Source organism: uncultured Maribacter sp. (genome assembly GCF_947495965.1).
GTDB lineage: Bacteria > Bacteroidota > Bacteroidia > Flavobacteriales > Flavobacteriaceae > Maribacter_B.
This window is the reverse complement of the sequence record NZ_CANMBB010000001.1, coordinates 681,535-701,341: the sequence shown is the minus strand read 5'-3', so window position 1 is coordinate 701,341 and position 19,807 is coordinate 681,535. Positions and strand designations below refer to the sequence as shown.

The following is a 19,807-nucleotide window of genomic DNA, read 5'->3' as shown; positions in this document are numbered from 1 at the left end:
CCTACAACTATGTGCGATACTCATGATAATTCTCCCCATAAAGGAAAAGAACATAAAGGACATAATGAAGAACATGCAACTTGGAGTCGCCGTTCTTTTTTACAAACACTAGGAATTGCGGGTTCTGGAAGTATGATGCTTGGTTCAAATCTTTTATCAGCATCCGCCCCATCTCGTTTAACAAATGCATTAGCAGATGTAGAAACCGATAATATTTTAATATTAATACGATTATCTGGCGGTAATGACGGACTTAGTACTGTTATACCAATAAATCAGTATGATGCTTATGCAAATGCGAGACCAAATATTTATATACCAGAAAGTAAAATATTAAAACTTACCGATGAGTTTGGTGTACCCTCTTATATGAGTTCTTTAGAGCCTATGTGGGGAGAAGGTCAATTTAAAGCAGTCCACGGTGTAGGGTATGAGGGGCAAAGCCTTTCTCATTTTACAGGGTCCGATATTTTTGCAAATACAGATTTAGCTACAACAGGTTTTAGTGGAACTAATACGGGCTGGCTAGGTAGGCATTTTGAAAATTTATATCCAGATTATTTATCAGACTTCGAAGGCAGTAGGCCAGATGGTCCTGCGGCAATACAAATTGGAAGTTATGGTAATTTAGTATTTGAAGGAGAAGAAACTAATTATGCTTTCGTAACTAATAATGTAGACCAATTACAACAAATTGCAGAAACAGGAGTGCAATATCCAGTAGATCAGGCACTTTTTGATGATTGTATGTATGGCGATCAGTTACGCTTTTTAAGAGGTGTTTCTAATGTTACCAATGAGTATGCTGGAACAATACATGAAGCGTATTTAAGAGGTCATGATTTACAATGTGTAGAATACCAAGATAATTCTTTTGCAAGGCAATTAGAGCTTTTAGCAAAACTAATAAAAGGAAACTTAGGAACTAAAGTTTATATGATTTCTATGGGTGGTTTTGATACCCATGGGAACCAACCATTAGCACATGAAAGATTAATGACCAACCTATCGGTTGCCGTTAATAATTTTTATGAAGATTTAAAATGTACAGGCCAAGATGAAAAAGTTTTAAGTATGACTTTTTCTGAATTTGGAAGAAGAATTTTTGAGAATGGCTCTAATGGTACTGATCATGGTAAAGCAGCTCCAACCTTATTCTTTGGTTCTGGTTTAAAGGGTAGTGCTTTTGTAGGGGAACACCCAACGTTAGAGAACCCAGATGGCAGAGGTAATTTAGAATATACTATGGATTTTAGAGATTTATACGGGACAGTTCTTGCAGAATGGTTATGTGTAGATCCTACAACCGTAAATCAGCACCTGAATCCTACCAATGTGCCAGGATATAATTATACTCCGGTAGATTTAGGTTTTCAATGCCATTCAGAAACCGTATTTCCAGATATAGCTATGGATGATAGTGAGCCAACGATACCAACGCAATCAGGTTCAGAAGAGGATCCAGAATATAGTCCAGAACTTTTAAATGCAATTGTTCATGAACCTTATTACCCAACACAAGGATCTCCTTTTATTCATATAGAAATGCCTTTTTCTGCAGTTGTAGATATTAAGTTATATAATATAATGGGGCAAAATGTTGGAACGGTTTATAGTGAAAGAATGTCTGAAGGTTCTACAGAGATAAACATTAGAGAAATGTTGCCAAATTACCTAGCAACCGGAAAATATATTTATAGAATAAATGTACAGAATAAAAAAATGAGCAAGTCCGTTATGGTTGCTTAAAAATATCCCCACTATGTACTTAGCCTTCTGTGTACCTCGGTATTTAGAAGGCTTTTTTATGCCAACTTAGATTTGTTATTTTTTGTAGAAAAAGTAAGCTCTTTTTTAATTTTGTGGCTCTTGTCTTTATGAACTCTAGTTATGTTAGAGTCAGTTTTTTCATTTTCCTTTGCTATATCTTTAGCAAGGGTAAACTTTTTAGGGTTTCCAATACTCATGTTTAAGTTTTTGTAAGATTTATCTTATAATTTAACATAAATATTTTAAATTTCGTATACTTTTTCGATGAGTGACGCATTTTGGTTTACTACTCCTATGGTTTTCTAATTTCATTTACTGTAGAATGCTAACAACTAGCCTCAAAATCTGTATTTTTGTTGCTTAATTAAATTTTTACATGTCTACACAGCAAAATAAACCTTCCAGATATACAATTACAGCAGCATTACCATATACTAACGGGCCAATACACATTGGACATTTGGCAGGAGTATATGTTCCAGCAGATATTTATGCGCGTTATTTAAGATTAACAAATAATGATGTGGCTTTTGTGTGTGGTAGTGATGAGCATGGAGTTGCTATATCTATGAAAGCAAAAAAAGAAGGTATTACTCCAAAAGATGTTATTGATACGTATAATGGTATTATAAAAAAGTCGTTCCAAGATTTTGGGATTACTTTTGATAATTACTCCAGAACATCGGCAGATATTCATCATAAAACTGCTTCTGAGTTTTTTAAAACTTTAGATGAAAAAGGAGAGTTTATAGAAGAAACTACGGCACAATTATATGATGAAGAAGCAAAGCAATTTTTAGCAGACCGTTTTGTTATTGGTACTTGCCCTAAATGTGGTCATGAAGAAGCCTATGGAGACCAGTGCGAAAATTGTGGTTCGTCTTTAAATGCAACCGATTTAATAAATCCTAAATCTACCATAACAGGAGCAGTACCAACTTTAAAAGAAACCAAACATTGGTTTTTACCATTAGATAAGCATGAAGATTTTTTAAAAGAGTGGATTTTAGAAGGTCACAAAAAAGATTGGAAGCCTAATGTGTACGGACAATGTAAAAGTTGGATAGATGATGGTTTAAAACCAAGAGCGGTTACTAGAGATTTAGATTGGGGTATACCAGTACCAGTAGAAGGGGGAGAAGGAAAAGTGCTTTATGTTTGGTTTGATGCTCCTATTGGATATATTTCCTCCACTAAAGAATGGGCCGCACGTGAAGGTAAAGATTGGGAACCGTATTGGAAATCTGACGATACCAAAATGGTACATTTTATAGGAAAGGATAATATTGTTTTTCATTGTATAATCTTCCCAGCAATTTTAAGAGCGCATGGCGGTTATATTTTACCAGAAAACGTTCCTGCAAATGAGTTTTTAAATTTAGAAGGGAATAAACTTTCCACTTCTAAAAATTGGGCAGTTTGGTTGCATGAGTATTTAGAAGAGTTTCCAAACATGCAAGATGTTTTGCGTTATACATTAACCGCAAATGCACCAGAAACTAAGGATAATGATTTTACTTGGAAAGACTTTCAGGCACGTAATAATAATGAATTGGTAGCCATTTTCGGAAATTTTGTAAACCGTGTAGCTGTACTAACACATAAATATTATGATGGTGTAATTCCTGAGCCAGCAGAATTTACAGAAGTAGATTTAGCTGCTTTAGCAGAAGTAAAAAAATATCCAGAAATTATTTCTAGTTCTATAGAAAGGTATCGTTTTAGAGAAGCAGGGCAAGAGCTTATGAGCTTGGCACGTTTGGGTAATAAATACTTAGCAGATGAAGAACCTTGGAAACGTATTAAAACCGATGAGGAACGTGTAAAAACAATAATGTACGTTGCCTTACAAATAGCAGCAGGGTTAGCGGTACTAAGTGAACCATTTTTACCATTTACATCTACCAAACTAAAAGGAATTTTACAATTAGATGCTTTAAGTTGGAATGATATAGCAGATAAAGAAGTGCTTTTAGTTTCTAACCATAAAATAAATAAAGCAGAATTACTCTTTAGAAAAATAGAAGATAAAGAAGTACAAGCACAATTAGATAAGTTAGAGGCAACAAAGAAAGCTAATGAAAACGCAAACAAAGAAGTAGTACCACAAAAAGACACTATAACTTTTGAAGATTTTTCTAAGTTAGATATGCGTGTTGGGACTATTATAGAGGCAGAAAAAATGCCAAAAGCTAAAAAGTTGCTAGTTTTAAAGGTTGATACAGGTTTAGATACTAGAACCATTGTTTCTGGTATTGCAGAGAGTTTTAAACCAGAAGAAATAGTTGGCAAAAAAGTTACGGTATTGGTTAACTTAGCTCCAAGGGCACTACGTGGAGTAGAAAGTGAGGGAATGATATTAATGACCGAAAATACAGAGGGAAAATTAGTTTTTGTAAATCCGGATGAAGAGGGCGTTACTAATGGAGAAACAATAAATTAAAATTGTAATTTTATAAAAAAGAAAAGATATGTTATCCAAAAAAATAGAAAAAGCATTAAATGCACAAATAAAAATAGAAGCAGAATCTTCCCAAATATATTTAGCAATGGCTTGTTGGGCTGAGGTTAAAGGATTAGAAGGTGTTGCAGGGTTTATGTATGATCAATCGCAAGAAGAACGTGATCATATGCTCAAATTAGTAAAATTTGTAAATGAAAGAGGAGGGCATGCGCAGATTTCAGAATTAGCGGCACCAAACGTTACATTTACTTCTTTTAAAGAAATGTTTGAAAAATTATTTGAACACGAAGTTTTTGTTTCTAGCAGTATTAATGATTTGGTGCATATTACTTTAGAAGAAAGAGATTATGCTACACATAACTTTTTACAATGGTATGTTTCGGAACAAATAGAAGAAGAGGCGATGGCACGTACTGTTTTAGATAAAATAAATCTTATTGGGGATGATAAAGGTGGTTTGTATTTGTTTGATAGAGATATAGAGCAAATAACAGTTACCTCTGCATCTATGGATACTCCAGAATAATTTTTTACAATTACTTATTTAGATTAAATTAAAATAATATATATTTGTTATCAGCAAATAATAATGTTGTTTTGGGAAAAAATAAAAAAGCAATAAAAAGATTAGCAAAAACGGTTTCTATGAAACCAAACAAGCTAAAGAGTAAATGTTGCAATAAGTACAAGAAATCAGAAAGCAAGCGTTGCGGTAAATGCCCTTGTTTTGATTTGCTTAAAAAAGTAGCTTAAAATTACTCAATAAAAAAGAATTTCTGCAGGTATTTAAAAACATTAAATTTCAATGTCCTTAATTTTAGAGGAAATTCTTACAATACAATTTTAATTTATACGTTTTGGATACGTCTAAACAATTTATTCTCACGTATATATTAAAAAAAATGAAACATATATTAATTCTTTTATTTTCGATAAGTTTAATTTCTTGTGGAACCTCTAAAACAGTGAGGCTTTCTCATAAAGTAATCAAAGGAAATTGGAATTTAAACCAAGTTACATATAGCGAACCAGGCATTTATAATGTAACACTTTTAAACGATGCCGATAAGGATTGTTTTGAAGGAAGTTCTTGGCAATTTATTCCAAATAATAATACTGGAGTATATACAATATCTAAGTCTAACTGTGCTGTCGGAAATCGTAATTTTATATTTACAATTAAAGAAATTGATGAAGCTACTGGCTTGTATAATTTTCTTTTAAAACCAACAGATTCTAAAAATAAAAGTCAGAATAATGTAGGTTTTAGATTAAATCTTGCACAATTGACAGAGTCTGATATGGTTTGGACGCAAACACTAACAGTAGATGGTAAGCCATTTACAATTAGTATGATTTTTTCAAAAAAATAACCCCCATAATTAAAATCTATGAAAATTAATAAAATAGTTACCCTAGGATTAGCATTGGTATTATCGATTAGTTTTACAAATTGTAAATCGGTGCAAAATGCAAATAACAAACAAAAAGGAGCTGTAATTGGAGCTACCGGAGGCGCAATCATTGGCGCAATCTTGGGTAATAATATAGGCAAAGGAGGAAACGGAGAATTAGGAGCAGTCATTGGAGGTGTTGTTGGAGGAGGAGCCGGAGTTCTTATAGGAAACAAAATGGATAAACAAGCTAAAAAAATAGAAGAGGAAATACCAGGGGCACAAGTAGAGCGAGTAGATAATGGTATTGTTATTACTTTTGATGAAAACAGTGGTGTCTTTTTTAATACTAATATGTTTAATATTAATACAGCCTCACAAAATTCTTTAGATAAATTAGCAGGTGTTTTTAAGGAATATCAAGACACAAAAATATTAGTGGTAGGGCATACGGATAGTGCTGGTTCTGATGAGTATAATATGACACTGTCCAAAAATAGAGCAAATGCAGTAACAAAGTATTTAATAGGGAAAGGATTATTGAGTAGTAGATTTACAACCCAATGGTTTGGAGAAACCCAACCAACCAATGATAATACTACTTCAGAAGGAAGGGCAAAAAATAGAAGAGTAAATGTTGCTATATTGCCAAATGAAAAGATGATAGAAGAAGCTAAGAATCAATCTCACGAAAATTAATTATTAATACTTAAAAAAATTCGATTAACTCAAAAGAGTTAAATATATTAGAAGCCTTATAAAAATTTTATAAGGCTTTTTTTATGATAAATTATATACGTAAACACACCAATCTTCCTGAAAAAGGAATTAAAAATACTATAGAGCTATTAAAAGAAGATTGTACAGTTCCTTTTATCTCTAGATATAGAAAAGAGCGTACAGGTAATCTAGATGAGGTTCAAATAGGGCAAATAGTTACTTTTAAAGCACAATTTGAAGCTTTAGAGAAACGAAAAAAAGCGATACTTAAAGCGTTAGAGGAGCAAGAGGTACTAACCTTAGACCTTAGAGAAAAAGTTACCAAAGCACCAGATTTAACAATTCTGGAAGATATTTATTTACCTTATAAGAAAAACAAAAAAACAAAAGCAGAAACTGCGCGTAAGAATGGGTTAGAGCCTTTGGCAAAAATAATCATGGCGCAACGTAATAATGAAATAGAATTTGAGGCTAGTAAGTTTTTAAATAATACTATTAAAAATGAGGACGAAGCTTTAGAAGGAGCAAGACATATTATTGCAGAGTGGATAAATGAGCGTTCAGACATTAGAAGTCAAATAAGACATCAGTTAGAAAAATTTGCGCAAATAACAACTAAAGTAATAGGAACTAAAAAAGACGATGAAAAAGCGCAAAAGTTTCGCGATTATTTTGATTGGAGTGAGTCTTTGGGAAGGTGTCCTTCTCATAGATTATTAGCAATTTTAAGAGCTGAAAACGAAGGTTTTATTCGTGTAAAAATAGAGATAGATGCGGAAAGAGCTTTGTCTAAAATTGAAGACCGTATTATTAAGAGCAATAATGCTTGTAGCTCCCAAATTTCAATAGCAATAAAAGACGCTTATAAAAGATTGTTGTATCCTTCGTTGTCCAATGAGAGACTAAAACTTGCTAAAGAAAAAGCAGACGATGGTGCGATAACTGTTTTTTCTAAAAACCTTAAGCAGCTATTGTTAGGCTCTCCGTTAGGTGAAAAAAGAATATTAGCTATAGATCCGGGGTTTAGGACAGGATGCAAGGTAGTGTGTTTAAGTGCGCAAGGAGATTTAGAACATAATGAAACTATTTATCCGCATGCGCCGCAAAATGATAGTGCAGGCGCTATAAAAAAAATTAGTTCCCTAGCAGATGCCTACAAAATAGAAGCAATTGCAATAGGAAATGGAACAGCATCTAGAGAAACAGAACATTTAGTTAAAAGAGTTCATTTTAAAAACGATATAGAAGTTTTTGTGGTTAGTGAAGCAGGAGCATCTATTTATTCTGCTTCAAAAATAGCAAGGGAAGAATTTCCTAATTATGATGTTACCGTAAGAGGAGCTGTATCTATTGGTAGAAGGCTAGCAGACCCCTTGGCAGAGCTAGTAAAGATTGATGCAAAGTCTATTGGTGTTGGGCAATACCAGCATGATGTAGACCAAGCAAAATTGCAAAACTCTTTAGATACTGTAGTAGAAAGCTGTGTAAATTTTGTTGGGGTAAATATAAATACTGCAAGCACCTCTTTATTAAGTTACGTTTCTGGTATAGGTCCTAAATTGGCAGAAAATATTGTAACTTATAGAAATGAAAATGGTCCTTTTAAAAGTAGAATAGCCATTAAAAAGGTTCCAAGATTAGGTGGTAAGGCTTTTGAGCAAGGAGCGGCTTTTTTAAGAATAAAAAATGCTAAAAATCCATTAGATGATTCTGCCATACATCCTGAAAGTTATGCAATTGCCGAAAAAATGGCAAAAGATAGAGGAGTTGCCATAGAAAAACTTATTGGAGATAAAAAAGAGTTAGATGCTATTGATCTTAGTAAATATACATCAGATAGTGTAGGTGTATTAACTTTAAAAGATATTGTTAAGGAATTAGAAAAACCGGGATTAGATTTACGAGAAAAGGCAAAGGTTTTTACATTTAATCAAAATATAAAATCTATAACAGATTTAAGAGAGGGGCAACTTTTGCCTGGAATAGTAAATAATATTACAAATTTTGGTTGTTTTGTAGATGTTGGAATAAAAGAAAGTGGATTAATACATGTTTCTAATTTAGCAGATACTTTTGTAAAAGATGTGAATGAACATGTAAGTTTACAGCAACAAATTATTGTAAAAGTTTTGGAGGTTGATGTGCCAAGAAAACGTATTCAATTAGCTTTACATAACTAAATATATATATGAAATATAAAACAACCAATACTTTGTTTTCATGTAGCCTATCAAAAATAGTACTATTTTTCCTTTTATTTTTTTCGGCGACTTCTTTTGCACAGGATACAACAATAAAAATGCCAGAAACCAGATGGAAAATGTTAAGCTATGACATGGGAAATGTATTTAAAGGAGTGGGATACTCCTATACAAGGCCGTTACATTGGCAAGGTAAACAATGGGCAACATTAGGGTATACTATGGCAGGTACAGGTTTAATTTATTTAGTAGACGAGCCAGTATCCGATTATTTTATTGGAATAAAAGAGGATATTCCAAAAGGAGTTAGCAATTATGGTTTTAGTGTTGGTAGCCCTACTAATAATTATATGATTACAGGAGCAGTTTATTTAACAGGTTTAGCTTTAAAGGACGAAAAATTAAGAAGAACAGGAGTATTATTAATTGCGTCTGCTACTTCAGCTGGGCTTTTACAACAAGTATTAAAATCGGCAGTAGGTAGAGCAAGACCTTTAAGCGGAAAATCTAGCGATACTTTTAGACCTTTCTGGGCAGGGAATAAAGAGTATCATTCTTTTCCTTCTGGACATACTATTTTGGCAATGACAAATGCTCATGCAATTGCAAAACAATTTAAAAGTCCTTGGGTAAAAACTGGGGTTTATGCAGTAGGTTCAATACCAGCAATTTCTAGATTATGGGAAGGAAAACATTGGCTTTCAGATGTTGCTTTAGGTGTAGCAATAAGTATTTTTACAGTAGAGTCTATAGATAAGTATTTAGATTCTAAGTATAATCAGAAATATAATGAGGGGAGTAAAAAAATAACTTGGAACTTAAACTTTGCTCCGGGACAAATTGGGGTGGTAGGTACTTTTTAAAATGTAATATATACTTTATATCAATATTGCTCGTTCTCGTTAATATAAATTTATAATTAACAACCATTAAAAATTACATATGAAAAAGATTGCATTACTAGCATTTTTATTTATTGCAGGAGCAACTCAAGCTCAAAAAATGAAGGATATAGACGGTAATCCTAAAGATTTAAAAGAGATTAAAGAGTATAACCTTGAGTTTGATTATTCTGATTTAGAGATTCCTAAGTACGATTCGGAAGAAGATTTCTTAGCGGATAAAATGAAGAAGAGAGAAGAAAAAGAAGCTGGTTTAGGAGAAAAATTTAAGGCGTCTTGGTTTTCTGATAGAGAAGAATTTTATGAGCCTAAGTTTATAGAGTCTTTTAATAAAAGATTTGATGAAGGTGAACTTTCTGTTTCTAGTGAAAATGCAGAGGCAGAATACACAATGAAAGTACACACCAATAAAATATATGCAGGATACAATGTTGGTATTGTTAGACACAATGCAGAGATAGATGTAACGTTTACTATATATGAAACTAGTAACCCAGGAAACGTTTTGTTCTCTGGAAAGTTTTATGATGTACAAGGTTATGGTGCTATGGGTAATGATTATAACTCTGGTTATAGAATTTCTGAATGTTATGCTAAAGCAGCAAAATCTTTTGCAGCGTATCTTAAGAAGAAGGCTTTAAAATAATAAAGCTTTATAAGTATAAAAAGAAGAGAGCAATTATTAATTGCTCTCTTCTTTGTTATTACACGGTTTGGTTTTCCATATCTATTACCTTTGCAACAGTTCTTACCAAACGGTTATGATTTTTTACAAAAGGGTTAGTTTTATCCCAAACATACCCAGCTAGTACGGCACATATTTGCTTTTTTATTTCAGGATTTTCTGGTCTGTGAAAAAATATTTTTTGTAAGTTTCCAGTATACCATTCTTTTACATAGGTAGAAAATACATCTACACCTTCTTTTATGTATTCATAGTAGTCTACTTCCCAATTAACATTTTCTCCTTTTAGTTCTTTTGCAGCCAATTTTGCTGCAAGTAAAGCAGATTCGGTTGCGAAAGTTACACCAGAAGAAAATACAGGGTCTAAAAATTCTGCACTATTTCCGGTAAGAGCATATCCTTTACCATAAATTTGTTTTACAGATTTAGAGTAATTTTTAATAAGTTTTGGTTCAAAGTTAATATCTACTCCATCAAAACGGTCTCTATAGTACGTAGAGAGATTTATTATTTCTTTTAATTTCTCTTCGTTTGTCCCTTTAAAAGAATCCATATATTCTGTGGGTCCTACAAGACCAATACTTGTGCGTCCATTAGAAAAAGGAATTACCCACAGCCAGGTTTCTTTACTCAAAACATCAAACGTTATTAGGGTGCCTTCTACCCCTTCAGGGCGTTTAGGGTCATTTACATGCGCAAATATAGAAGAGTGTTTTGGTAGTGGAGATGGTTTATCTAAGTCTAGTAATCTTGGTAATACTCTGCCATATCCACTAGAGTCAATAATAAACTTGGCAAAAATTTTAGATATTTCACCTTTATTATTTTTTATGCTAATTGTAGAGCCTTCGTCTGTAATAACTACATCTGTAACTTCTTGTTCAAAAGCAATATCTACGCCTCTTTCTATTAATGTATTGGTTAATATAGTATCAAAATCTGCTCTAGGTACTTGCCATGTCCAATCCCAACCTTCGCCGTGTTTTTTTGCAAAGTCGAAGTTACAAATTTCTTCCCCTCTCATAAATCTAGCACCAGATTTAACTTCAAACCCAAAATCTTTTAAGGGTTGTAATAAATCTACTTCATCAAAATGATCCATACATCTTGGTAGAAGACTTTCTCCAATTACAAATCTAGGGAATGTGCTTTTTTCTACAACCTTTACTTTAAAGCCATTGTTGTGCAAATAGGAAGCTGCTACTGAGCCAGATGGTCCTGCTCCTATTATTAATACTTCAACATTTTCTTGAATCATCTTACAGATTAAATTGGATATTTATTAAATAATGTAAATTTGCACAGCAAATTAATCATTTTTATTTATAAATTGCCGCTTATTTAAGTATAGCCAACATTAGATGCCAAAAATTAAAGGAAAGTTAGGAATTACAGAGTTTTATAATGTAATTTTCAAAGGAGAAAAGTTAACTATAGACCCAAAAGTTGTAGCTACTATTAATGAAAGTCATAATTTTTTAAAAGAATTTTCTCAGAATAAAGTAATCTACGGAGTAAATACAGGATTTGGGCCAATGGCTCAGTATAAGATTAAAGATTCTGAAAGAATTAAATTACAATACAATCTTATAAGAAGTCATGCTTCTGGAACAGGAAACCCAATAGCACCAAAATATGTAAAAGCAGCAATGCTTGCAAGGATTAACACATTGAGCTTAGGGAATTCTGGAATTCATATTTCTGTTGTTGAGCTAATGATAGAATTAATTAATAGAGATATAACTCCGTTAATTTATGAACATGGTGGTGTTGGTGCTAGTGGAGATTTAGTTCAATTAGCACATTTAGCTCTGGTTTTAATAGGAGAAGGTGAAGTTTTTTATAAAGGCGAAAGAAAAACAACAGAAGAAATATTTAAAAAGGAAGGTTTACAACCAATTTCTGTAGAACTTAGAGAAGGTCTAGGACTTATTAATGGTACTTCTGTAATGACGGGTATTGGTATTGTAAATACTATATACACTCGTAGACTTTTAGAGTGGATGATTTCTTCTTCTTCTGCTATAAATGAAATAATGCAAGCTTATGACGATCATTTATCAGAAGAGCTAAATAATACTAAAATGCATAAAGGACAGCGAGAAATTGCACGTTCTATGCGTAGCCATTTAAAAGATAGTCAGTTAACAAGAAAAAGAGAACATCATTTATATACCAATAATGATGGTGTCTCCGTTTTTGAAGAAAAAGTGCAAGAGTACTATTCTATTAGGTGTGTACCACAAATATTAGGACCAGTTTTAGACACTTTAAATGGTGTAGAAAAAATAATGATAGAAGAAGTAAACTCTGCAAATGATAATCCTATTGTTAATGTAGAGAAAAAGCATGTTTATCATGGCGGAAATTTCCATGGAGATTATGTTTCTTTAGAGATGGATAAGCTAAAAATAGTAGTTGCTAAAACCAGTATGTTGGCAGAAAGACAACTAAATTATTTAATGAACTCTAAGTTGAATGATATACTTCCGCCTTTTGTTAATTTAGGAGAATTAGGTTTAAACTTTGGAATGCAGGGAGTACAGTTTACAGCAACTTCTACTACTGCAGAAAACCAAATGTTGTCTAACCCTATGTATGTGCACAGTATACCAAATAACAATGACAATCAAGATATTGTTAGTATGGGTACTAATGCGGCCTTAATAACCAAAAAAGTAATAGAAAATGCTTTTGAGGTTATGGCAATAGAGTTAATTACTATAACACAAGCAATAGAGTATTTAGGAGTTCAGGATAAAGTTTCTTCTAAAACTAAAGCTTTATATTCTAAAATAAGAAAAATTGTTCCCCCGTTTAAAGAGGATCTTGTTATGTATCCTTTTGTTAATCAAGTAAAAGATTTTATTATTAACAACGAAAACTAAAAATTATGAAAAAGGGGTTTTTATTCATTTTAACTATTTTATTATCAGTTTCTTCTTTCTATGCGCAAGAACTTGCGTTGGTTAGAGAGAATGATTTATTTGGGTATATTAATAAATCTGGGGTATATGTAATTGAGCCTCAATTTGAAAAAGCTGCAAGCTTCTCGGGAAAATATGCAGCTGCTAGAAAAGATGATAAGTGGGGTTTTATTAATGCAAAAGGAGAATGGGTAATTAAACCAGAATACGATAAAGTAAAGAGATTTAATTCTGGATACGCTTTGGTTTATAGTAATGAAATTTGGAAATATGTAGATGGTACTGGGAAACAATTAGAAACCCCAATACCAGATAAGTATTATGATTTTAATGATGGTGTTGCATTATTTAAAAAAGGAGATAGAATAGGGATTTTAGGAACTGATGGAAAACTTATTTTAGAACCTAAATATACAGTAATAAAAAACTTTTGGGAAGGTCATGCTAAGGTAAAAATTGGAGAGTCTTGGGGGCTTATAAATAAAAAAGGAGAGCTAGTTATACCTGCAGATTATAAAGAAATAAGTAAGTATAATAGCAATGGTATATGGGCAAGAAAAGGAGAAGATTTTGGTGTTATTGTTAACGGTAAATTACAAGTTGTACCTGGTGCTACTAAAATATGGGACTTTCATTCTTCATCTAAACTTACCTATGCTAGAAAAGGAAAAACTTGGGGCTTTATTAATGCAAGCGGAGAATGGGTTATAGAGCCAACTTTTAATAAAGTAAAAGCTTTTGTTGATGGATTAGCACCAGTTTTAAAAGGAAAATCTTGGGGTTATATCAATGAAAAAGGAGAAGAGGTAATTCCTTTTGATTATAGAGATGCAGAAATCTTTGGAGATAAAGGTTTGGCTCCAGTAAGAGATAAAAAATGGGGATTTGTAAATACATCTGGAACATTAGTAATACCTATGGAGTATGATATATCTGGTGGGTTTTCTTTTGTAATGTCTGGATTTAAAAAAGGTTTTATTAATGGTTTAGCCAAAGTAAAGTCTAACAAAAAGTGGGGCTTTATTAATGAAAAAGGAGAAGCTCTAGGAGGTAAATGGTTTCAGAATGCAGAAAACTTTGTGGATACTAGTAAATAATTTTAGAAAGCATCATAAATAAATGAAGGAGAAAATTGCGCCTAAAAAATATGCTCTTGTAACTGGAGGATCTCGTGGAATAGGAAAAGCTGTTTGTATTCAGCTAGCTAAAGATTCTGAATATAAAATTCTAATCAATTATAATAGTAACCAAACAGCAGCAGAAGACACTTTAAAAGAAGTTGAGAATGCTGGTGGTTCCGGAGAAATTATTCAATTTAATGTTGGAAATTTAGAAGAAGTAAAAGCGCGTTTAGATGCTTGGCAAGAAGCAAATGAAAATGCAATTATTGAAGCTGTAGTTAATAATGCGGGAATAACAAAAGACGGTCTATTTATGTGGATGAAACCAGAAGACTGGTCTAGTGTTATTAATACAAGTTTAAATGGCTTTTTTAATGTCACCAATCACCTAATTCAAAAATTGCTTGTAAATAAATACGGAAGAATTGTAAATATGGTTTCAGTATCTGGTCTTAAGGGTACTCCGGGTCAAACAAATTATTCTGCTGCAAAAGGAGCAATTATTGCAGCAACCAAAGCATTGGCACAAGAAGTTGCTAAAAGAAACGTTACTGTAAATGCTGTAGCTCCTGGTTTTATTAAAACAGATATGACCGGAGAATTAGATGAAAAAGAATTAAAAAGAATGATTCCTGCCAATAGATTTGGGGAAGCTCAAGAAGTAGCAGATTTAGTTTCTTTTTTAATTTCTAAAAAAGCTTCTTATATTACAGGAGAAGTTATTAATATAAATGGAGGGATATACTCTTAAATGAGTTTGTAGGTAATGAGAAGAGTTGTAATAACGGGAATGGGTATTTACTCTTGTATAGGCAAAAATCTAGAGGAGGTAAAATCTTCCTTATATGAAGGTAAATCTGGAATTGCTTTTGATCAAGAGAGAGAAGATCTTGGATATAGATCTCCGATTACTGGTATGGTAGATTCTCCAAATCTTAAAAAAGAGCTTTCTAGACGACAACGTATTAGTTTAGGTCAGGAAGGTGCTTATGCTTATGCTGCAACACAGGAGGCCCTTGCTAATGCAAAAATTTCACAAGATTTTTTAGATGCAAATGAAGTAGGAGTTATTTATGGTAATGATAGTACGGCCAAATCTGTAATAGATTCTATAGATACGGTTAGAGAAAAAAAAGATACTACCCTTGTTGGTTCTGGTGCAATTTTTAAAGCTATGAATTCTACCATAACCATGAACCTTTCTACAATATTTAAATTAACAGGAATTAATTTTACTGTGAGTGCGGCTTGCGCAAGTGGGTCTCATGCTATAGGAATGGCGTATCATTTAATAAAAAGTGGTATGCAAGACTGCATTATTTCAGGAGGTGCTCAAGAAATTAACCCTTTGGCAATGGCTAGTTTTGATGGATTGGGTGTTTTTGCAATAAATAATGAAAACCCAACAAAGGCTTCAAGACCTTTTGATAAAGATAGGAGTGGACTTGTGCCTAGCGGTGGTGGTGCTACTGTAATATTAGAAAGCTATGAGTCCGCGGTAAAAAGAGGGGCTCCAATTTTAGGAGAGATTGTAGGTTATGGTTTCTCCTCAAACGGGGGGCATATATCTACACCAAACGTTGATGGACCATCTAAAGCAATGAAAAAAGCTTTAGAAGACGCTAATATGAATGCTTCGCAAATAGATTATGTAAATGCGCATGCTACATCAACTCCTGTAGGAGATGCTAATGAGGCAAAGGCAATTCATGAAGTTTTTGGAGATTATCGTCCATTAGTAAGCTCAACAAAATCTATGACAGGCCATGAATGTTGGATGGCTGGTGCTAGTGAGGTAATATACTCTATGCTAATGATGCAAAACTCATTTGTAGCCCCGAATATAAATTTAGAGAATACAGATGAAGATTCCGCTAAATTAAATTTAGTAACCAAAACCATAGATAAAAAAATTGATGTATTTTTATCCAATTCTTTTGGCTTTGGAGGAACAAACTCTGCGCTTGTAATAAAAACAATATAATTAGATGGATAAAGAAGTTATTATTGAAAAGATAAACGACTTTCTTATAGACGAATTTGAGGTAGAACAAGATGACATTCATCCAGAAGCTAACCTTAAAGATACTTTAGAATTAGATAGTTTAGATTTTGTAGACCTTGTGGTTGCAGTAGAGTCTAATTTTGGAGTAAAACTTGTTGGTGAAGACTTTATCAACGTTACTACATTACAACATTTTTACGACCTTATTGAGAAAAAATTAGGCTAACATTGCAATGGCAAAAAAGTGGGAAGGAAAATCCAAAGGAACCGTTTTAGGGTATAAAATCTTTGTTTTTTTTATAAAAACTTTAGGTCTGTCTTTTGCCTACTTTATATTAAATTTTGTTGTTGTTTACTACTTTTTCTTTTCAAGAGAAGGTAGAACATCTAGTTATGACTATTTTAAAAATCATTTAAAATATTCTACCCTAAAAAGTACCATAAGTATATTAAAGAATACGTATGTTTTTGGGCAAACTATAATAGATAAAGTTGCTATTTCTAGTGGTTTAAGAAATAAGTTTACCTATGAGTTTGATGGTGTAGAAGAAATAAATAACCTTCTAAAAGAAAAGCGGGGAGGTATTCTTATTAGCGCTCATGTTGGAAATTTTGAAATAGCAGATTTCTTTTTTGATGAAATAGATTATAATTCGCAAATTCATCTTGTAACCACAGATAACGAGCATGAACAAATAAAAGAATATTTAGAAAGTGTAACAGGAAAGTCTAAAATTAAGTTTATTCTTATTAATGAAGATTTAAGTCATATTTTTGAAATAAAAACAGCACTTGATCAAGGAGGTTTAGTGTGTTTTACAGGGGATCGTTATTTTGAAGGAAATAAAACCCTAACAGAAAAATTATTAGGAAATGAGGCAGAATTTCCTGCTGGACCTTTCTTAATGGCATCTAGATTAAATGTTCCTGTTCTTTTTGTATACGTAATGAAAGAAACTAAAAAACACTATCATTTATATGCAAGAAAAGCTAAAGTAGAGAATAGGAATGCACAAGCTTTATTAAAAGAATACACAGAAAGTATAGAGTGGATGTTAGGAAAATATCCTTTACAATGGTTTAATTATTTTAAATTTTGGAATTCTAAAAAAGTAGAATGAAAGAAATACTAGTTATACATTATTCTCAAACAGGGCAGCTAACAACTATTCTTAAAAATATGATTACCCCAATTTTTAAGGAAGAAATTAATGTAACCTATTATGAAATAAAACCCGTAAAGCCTTTTAAATTTCCTTGGGGAAAAGATAGTTTTTATGATGTTTTTCCAGAGACCTTTTTACAAATACCTTCAGAGATAGAAACCCCTCCAGAAGAAATTTTAAATAAAGATTTTGATTTGGTGGTTTTAGGATACCAAGTTTGGTTTTTAACTCCTTCAATACCTATAAACTCTTTTTTAAAGTCAGAATTTGCAGAAAAAATAATGGGTAATACACCTGTTATAACTGTTGTTGCTTGTAGGAATATGTGGTTGCAAGCGCAAGAGAAAGTAAAAAGACTTTTAGTAAAAGCTAATGCAAATTTGGTTGGGCATTTAGCTTTTGTAGATAAGCATATTAATCACATTAGTGTTATAACTATTGAATACTGGATGTTATCTGGTAAAAAAGACCGTTATTTAGGAATTTTTCCTAAACCAGGGGTATCAGATAAAGATATAAAAGAGGCAAATAAATATGGAGCGCCAATTAAAGAAGCATTAGTAAAAAATGATTTTTCAACACTTCAAAAAACATTTGTAAAGCTTGGGGGTGTTATTGTGAATCCTTATCTAGTAATGACAGACGAAAGAGGGAATGTTATCTTTTCTAAGTGGGCAAATCTTATCATAAAAAAAGGAAAGTCTGGAGCACCTAAAAGAGTAAAATTCCTTAAGGTTTTTAAGTATTATTTATTATTTGCAATTTGGGTTATTGCACCAATAGTTTTTATTGTATTTTTGTTGACTTATTTGCCTACGCACCTTAAAAGAAAAAGAGAGAAAGAATATTTTTCTTCGGTTTATTTAAAGGAAAATTCATGAAAGAAGTATACATAACAAGAATATCTAAGTTTTTACCCAACAAACCAGTTGATAATGATCAAATGGAAGAAAAACTTGGAAAAATTGGAGGAAAAACATCAAAAGCAAGACGTATTGTTTTGCGTAACAATAAAATTAAAACTAGATATTATGCCATTGATGAAAATGGCCAGGTTACCCATAATAATGCACAGCTAACAAAAGAGGCTGTGGAGAATTTGTGTGATGCTAATTTTACAACAAAAGATATTCAATTGTTGTCTTGCGGAACATCTAGTCCTGATCAAATATTACCTTCTCATACCTCTATGGTACATGGTTTTTTAAAGAATGGTAATATGGAAATAAATTCTCCGTCTGGAGCTTGTTGTTCTGGAATGAATGCTTTAAAATTTGGATTTCTTTCTATAAAAACCGGTCAAGTAGAAAATGCTGTATGCGCAGGTTCTGAAAGAACTTCTAGTTGGATGCGAGCAGATGTTTTTGAAGATGAAGTAGAGCAACTTAGTGAGTTAGAAGATAGCCCTATTTTAGCTTTTAATAAAGATTTTTTACGTTGGATGCTATCGGATGGTGCTGGTGCTGTTCTTTTAGAAAGTGAACCTAAAGGAAATACTCCATTGAAAGTAGAGTGGATGGAAGGCTACTCTTACGCACATGAGATAGAAGCATGTATGTATGCAGGAGCAGACAAATTAGAAGATGGCAATCTAAAACCTTGGAGCGAGTTTCCTGCAAAAGAATGGGGTAAAATATCCTTGTTTGCTATGAAACAAGACACACGTTTATTAGGTGAAAATATCTTAGTAAAAGGTGTGGATAGTTTAAAATTAGCTTTTGAGAAAAATAATATTGGCCCAGAGGATGTAGATTATTATTTACCTCATATTTCGTCCTATTATTTCAAAGATAACCTCTATGAAGAGCTTAAATTACAAGGGGTAGAAATTCCTTGGGATAAGTGGTTTTTAAATTTAGAGAATGTAGGTAATGTAGGAGCTGCATCTATATATGTAATGTTAGAAGAATTGGTGGCTTCTGGGAAGCTAAAAAAAGGAGATAGAATACTTCTTCATGTTCCGGAAAGCGCTCGTTTTTCTTATACTTATGCATATTTAACTGTATGTTAAATGAATGTAGTAGAACAACCAATTACGGATGAAAGTTTTATACAAAACTTAATACCACAAAAATGGCCATTTGTAATGGTAGATACATTGTTCTATTTTTCTGCCGAGAAGATAATTTCTGGATTTAAAATAAAAAAGGAAGACTTATTTTCATCTAACGGTTATTTTCAAGGCCCTGGATTAATAGAGAATATGGCACAAACCGTTGCCTTACATACTGGGTATTCTTATTTTCTTAAAAACCAAGAAGCACCTACTGGTTATATAGGTTCTATAAAAAAAGCAGAGATAATTAAGCTGCCAAAAGAAGGACAAGAACTAAAAACCACGGTTGTTATTTTACATGATATAATGGGGGTAACTTTAGTAAAAATTGAAGTGGAGTGCGAAGGGGAAATTATTGCATTAAGCGAAATGAAAACCGTATTAGCAAAATAAAAA

At 32.4% G+C, this 19,807-nt stretch carries 19 protein-coding genes; 17 read left to right on the top strand and 2 right to left on the bottom strand.

Annotated features, from left to right (window positions below; translation table 11 throughout):
• Positions 1–9: 9 nt before the first annotated feature.
• Complete coding sequence (locus Q0820_RS02845; protein WP_298484906.1) at positions 10–1,749, top strand: DUF1501 domain-containing protein; 1,740 nt, start codon at positions 10–12, stop codon at positions 1,747–1,749.
• A gap of 56 nt (positions 1,750–1,805) precedes the next feature.
• On the opposite strand, the gene Q0820_RS02840 is transcribed toward Q0820_RS02845, so the two are convergent.
• Positions 1,806–1,967, bottom strand: coding sequence for a hypothetical protein (locus Q0820_RS02840; RefSeq protein ID WP_298484904.1), 162 nt, complete (start codon positions 1,965–1,967; stop codon positions 1,806–1,808).
• Positions 1,968–2,146: 179 nt separating this feature from the next.
• On the opposite strand from Q0820_RS02840, the gene metG reads away from it, so the two are divergent.
• The 7 genes from metG to Q0820_RS02805 all read left to right on the top strand — a co-directional run bounded on the left by metG (position 2,147) and on the right by Q0820_RS02805 (position 10,097).
• Positions 2,147–4,213, top strand: coding sequence for a methionine--tRNA ligase (metG, locus tag Q0820_RS02835; RefSeq protein WP_298484902.1), 2,067 nt, complete (start codon positions 2,147–2,149; stop codon positions 4,211–4,213).
• Between the two features lie 28 nt (positions 4,214–4,241).
• Positions 4,242–4,760: a ferritin gene (locus Q0820_RS02830; RefSeq protein WP_298484900.1), complete on the top strand. Its 519-nt coding sequence runs from the start codon at positions 4,242–4,244 to the stop codon at positions 4,758–4,760.
• Between the two features lie 376 nt (positions 4,761–5,136).
• Complete coding sequence (locus tag Q0820_RS02825) at positions 5,137–5,607, top strand: lipocalin family protein (protein ID WP_298484898.1); 471 nt, start codon at positions 5,137–5,139, stop codon at positions 5,605–5,607.
• Between the two features lie 18 nt (positions 5,608–5,625).
• Positions 5,626–6,327 (top strand): OmpA family protein, encoded by a 702-nt coding sequence (locus Q0820_RS02820; RefSeq protein ID WP_298484896.1) that lies wholly within the window; start codon positions 5,626–5,628, stop codon positions 6,325–6,327.
• 83 nt (positions 6,328–6,410) lie between these two features.
• A complete protein-coding gene (locus Q0820_RS02815; protein WP_298484894.1) occupies positions 6,411–8,528 on the top strand; it encodes a Tex family protein in 2,118 nt (705 codons plus the stop codon).
• 8 nt (positions 8,529–8,536) lie between these two features.
• Positions 8,537–9,412, top strand: coding sequence for a phosphatase PAP2 family protein (locus tag Q0820_RS02810; protein ID WP_298484892.1), 876 nt, complete (start codon positions 8,537–8,539; stop codon positions 9,410–9,412).
• A gap of 79 nt (positions 9,413–9,491) precedes the next feature.
• Positions 9,492–10,097 (top strand): hypothetical protein, encoded by a 606-nt coding sequence (locus tag Q0820_RS02805; protein WP_298484890.1) that lies wholly within the window; start codon positions 9,492–9,494, stop codon positions 10,095–10,097.
• 58 nt (positions 10,098–10,155) lie between these two features.
• Here Q0820_RS02805 and Q0820_RS02800 read toward each other — a convergent pair whose 3' ends face one another.
• A complete protein-coding gene (locus Q0820_RS02800) occupies positions 10,156–11,394 on the bottom strand; it encodes an NAD(P)/FAD-dependent oxidoreductase (RefSeq protein ID WP_298484888.1) in 1,239 nt (412 codons plus the stop codon).
• Positions 11,395–11,497: 103 nt separating this feature from the next.
• Between Q0820_RS02800 and Q0820_RS02795 the strand changes: the two genes are divergently transcribed.
• Genes Q0820_RS02795 through Q0820_RS02755 form a run of 9 tightly spaced genes read left to right on the top strand, consistent with a single transcriptional unit; the run spans position 11,498 to position 19,804 of the window.
• Entirely contained in the window at positions 11,498–13,024 is a 1,527-nt protein-coding gene (locus tag Q0820_RS02795) for a histidine ammonia-lyase (RefSeq protein WP_298484886.1), read from the top strand.
• Positions 13,025–13,029: 5 nt separating this feature from the next.
• Complete coding sequence (locus Q0820_RS02790) at positions 13,030–14,160, top strand: WG repeat-containing protein (protein ID WP_298484884.1); 1,131 nt, start codon at positions 13,030–13,032, stop codon at positions 14,158–14,160.
• Positions 14,161–14,182: 22 nt separating this feature from the next.
• A complete protein-coding gene (gene fabG, locus Q0820_RS02785) occupies positions 14,183–14,935 on the top strand; it encodes a 3-oxoacyl-ACP reductase FabG (RefSeq protein ID WP_298484882.1) in 753 nt (250 codons plus the stop codon).
• A gap of 15 nt (positions 14,936–14,950) precedes the next feature.
• A complete protein-coding gene (locus tag Q0820_RS02780; RefSeq protein ID WP_298484880.1) occupies positions 14,951–16,168 on the top strand; it encodes a beta-ketoacyl synthase in 1,218 nt (405 codons plus the stop codon).
• A gap of 4 nt (positions 16,169–16,172) precedes the next feature.
• The gene (locus tag Q0820_RS02775; protein ID WP_121063795.1) at positions 16,173–16,415 is read left to right on the top strand and encodes an acyl carrier protein; all 243 of its coding nucleotides are present in this window, start codon (positions 16,173–16,175) and stop codon (positions 16,413–16,415) included.
• A 7-nt stretch (positions 16,416–16,422) separates the two neighbouring features.
• Positions 16,423–17,310, top strand: coding sequence for a lipid A biosynthesis acyltransferase (locus tag Q0820_RS02770; protein ID WP_298484877.1), 888 nt, complete (start codon positions 16,423–16,425; stop codon positions 17,308–17,310).
• Positions 17,307–18,236: a dialkylrecorsinol condensing enzyme DarA gene (locus Q0820_RS02765; RefSeq protein ID WP_298484876.1), complete on the top strand. Its 930-nt coding sequence runs from the start codon at positions 17,307–17,309 to the stop codon at positions 18,234–18,236. The genes Q0820_RS02770 and Q0820_RS02765 overlap by 4 nt, the downstream gene beginning before the upstream one ends.
• On the top strand, positions 18,233–19,366 hold the full coding sequence (locus Q0820_RS02760) for a beta-ketoacyl-ACP synthase III (protein ID WP_298484874.1): 1,134 nt from the start codon (positions 18,233–18,235) through the stop codon (positions 19,364–19,366). Before Q0820_RS02765 ends, Q0820_RS02760 begins: the two co-directional genes overlap by 4 nt.
• Positions 19,367–19,804, top strand: coding sequence for a hypothetical protein (locus tag Q0820_RS02755; RefSeq protein WP_298484872.1), 438 nt, complete (start codon positions 19,367–19,369; stop codon positions 19,802–19,804).
• The last annotated feature ends 3 nt before the right edge of the window (positions 19,805–19,807 follow it).

What these genes read in the sequence shown, in the direction of transcription:
- Q0820_RS02825 (WP_298484898.1), top strand. Translation starts at nt 5,137, where the DNA reads ATGAAACATATATTAATTCTTTTATTTTCGATAAGTTTAATTTCTTGT.
- Q0820_RS02760 (WP_298484874.1), top strand. Translation starts at nt 18,233, where the DNA reads ATGAAAGAAGTATACATAACAAGAATATCTAAGTTTTTACCCAACAAA.
- Q0820_RS02780 (WP_298484880.1), top strand. Translation starts at nt 14,951, where the DNA reads ATGAGAAGAGTTGTAATAACGGGAATGGGTATTTACTCTTGTATAGGC.
- Q0820_RS02770 (WP_298484877.1), top strand. Translation starts at nt 16,423, where the DNA reads ATGGCAAAAAAGTGGGAAGGAAAATCCAAAGGAACCGTTTTAGGGTAT.
- Q0820_RS02840 (WP_298484904.1), bottom strand. Translation starts at nt 1,967, where the DNA reads ATGAGTATTGGAAACCCTAAAAAGTTTACCCTTGCTAAAGATATAGCA.
- Q0820_RS02845 (WP_298484906.1), top strand. Translation starts at nt 10, where the DNA reads ATGTGCGATACTCATGATAATTCTCCCCATAAAGGAAAAGAACATAAA.
- Q0820_RS02820 (WP_298484896.1), top strand. Translation starts at nt 5,626, where the DNA reads ATGAAAATTAATAAAATAGTTACCCTAGGATTAGCATTGGTATTATCG.
- Q0820_RS02805 (WP_298484890.1), top strand. Translation starts at nt 9,492, where the DNA reads ATGAAAAAGATTGCATTACTAGCATTTTTATTTATTGCAGGAGCAACT.
- Q0820_RS02800 (WP_298484888.1), bottom strand. Translation starts at nt 11,394, where the DNA reads ATGATTCAAGAAAATGTTGAAGTATTAATAATAGGAGCAGGACCATCT.
- Q0820_RS02795 (WP_298484886.1), top strand. Translation starts at nt 11,498, where the DNA reads ATGCCAAAAATTAAAGGAAAGTTAGGAATTACAGAGTTTTATAATGTA.
- Q0820_RS02815 (WP_298484894.1), top strand. Translation starts at nt 6,411, where the DNA reads ATGATAAATTATATACGTAAACACACCAATCTTCCTGAAAAAGGAATT.
- Q0820_RS02775 (WP_121063795.1), top strand. Translation starts at nt 16,173, where the DNA reads ATGGATAAAGAAGTTATTATTGAAAAGATAAACGACTTTCTTATAGAC.
- Q0820_RS02830 (WP_298484900.1), top strand. Translation starts at nt 4,242, where the DNA reads ATGTTATCCAAAAAAATAGAAAAAGCATTAAATGCACAAATAAAAATA.
- metG (WP_298484902.1), top strand. Translation starts at nt 2,147, where the DNA reads ATGTCTACACAGCAAAATAAACCTTCCAGATATACAATTACAGCAGCA.
- fabG (WP_298484882.1), top strand. Translation starts at nt 14,183, where the DNA reads ATGAAGGAGAAAATTGCGCCTAAAAAATATGCTCTTGTAACTGGAGGA.
- Q0820_RS02755 (WP_298484872.1), top strand. Translation starts at nt 19,367, where the DNA reads ATGAATGTAGTAGAACAACCAATTACGGATGAAAGTTTTATACAAAAC.
- Q0820_RS02810 (WP_298484892.1), top strand. Translation starts at nt 8,537, where the DNA reads ATGAAATATAAAACAACCAATACTTTGTTTTCATGTAGCCTATCAAAA.
- Q0820_RS02765 (WP_298484876.1), top strand. Translation starts at nt 17,307, where the DNA reads ATGAAAGAAATACTAGTTATACATTATTCTCAAACAGGGCAGCTAACA.
- Q0820_RS02790 (WP_298484884.1), top strand. Translation starts at nt 13,030, where the DNA reads ATGAAAAAGGGGTTTTTATTCATTTTAACTATTTTATTATCAGTTTCT.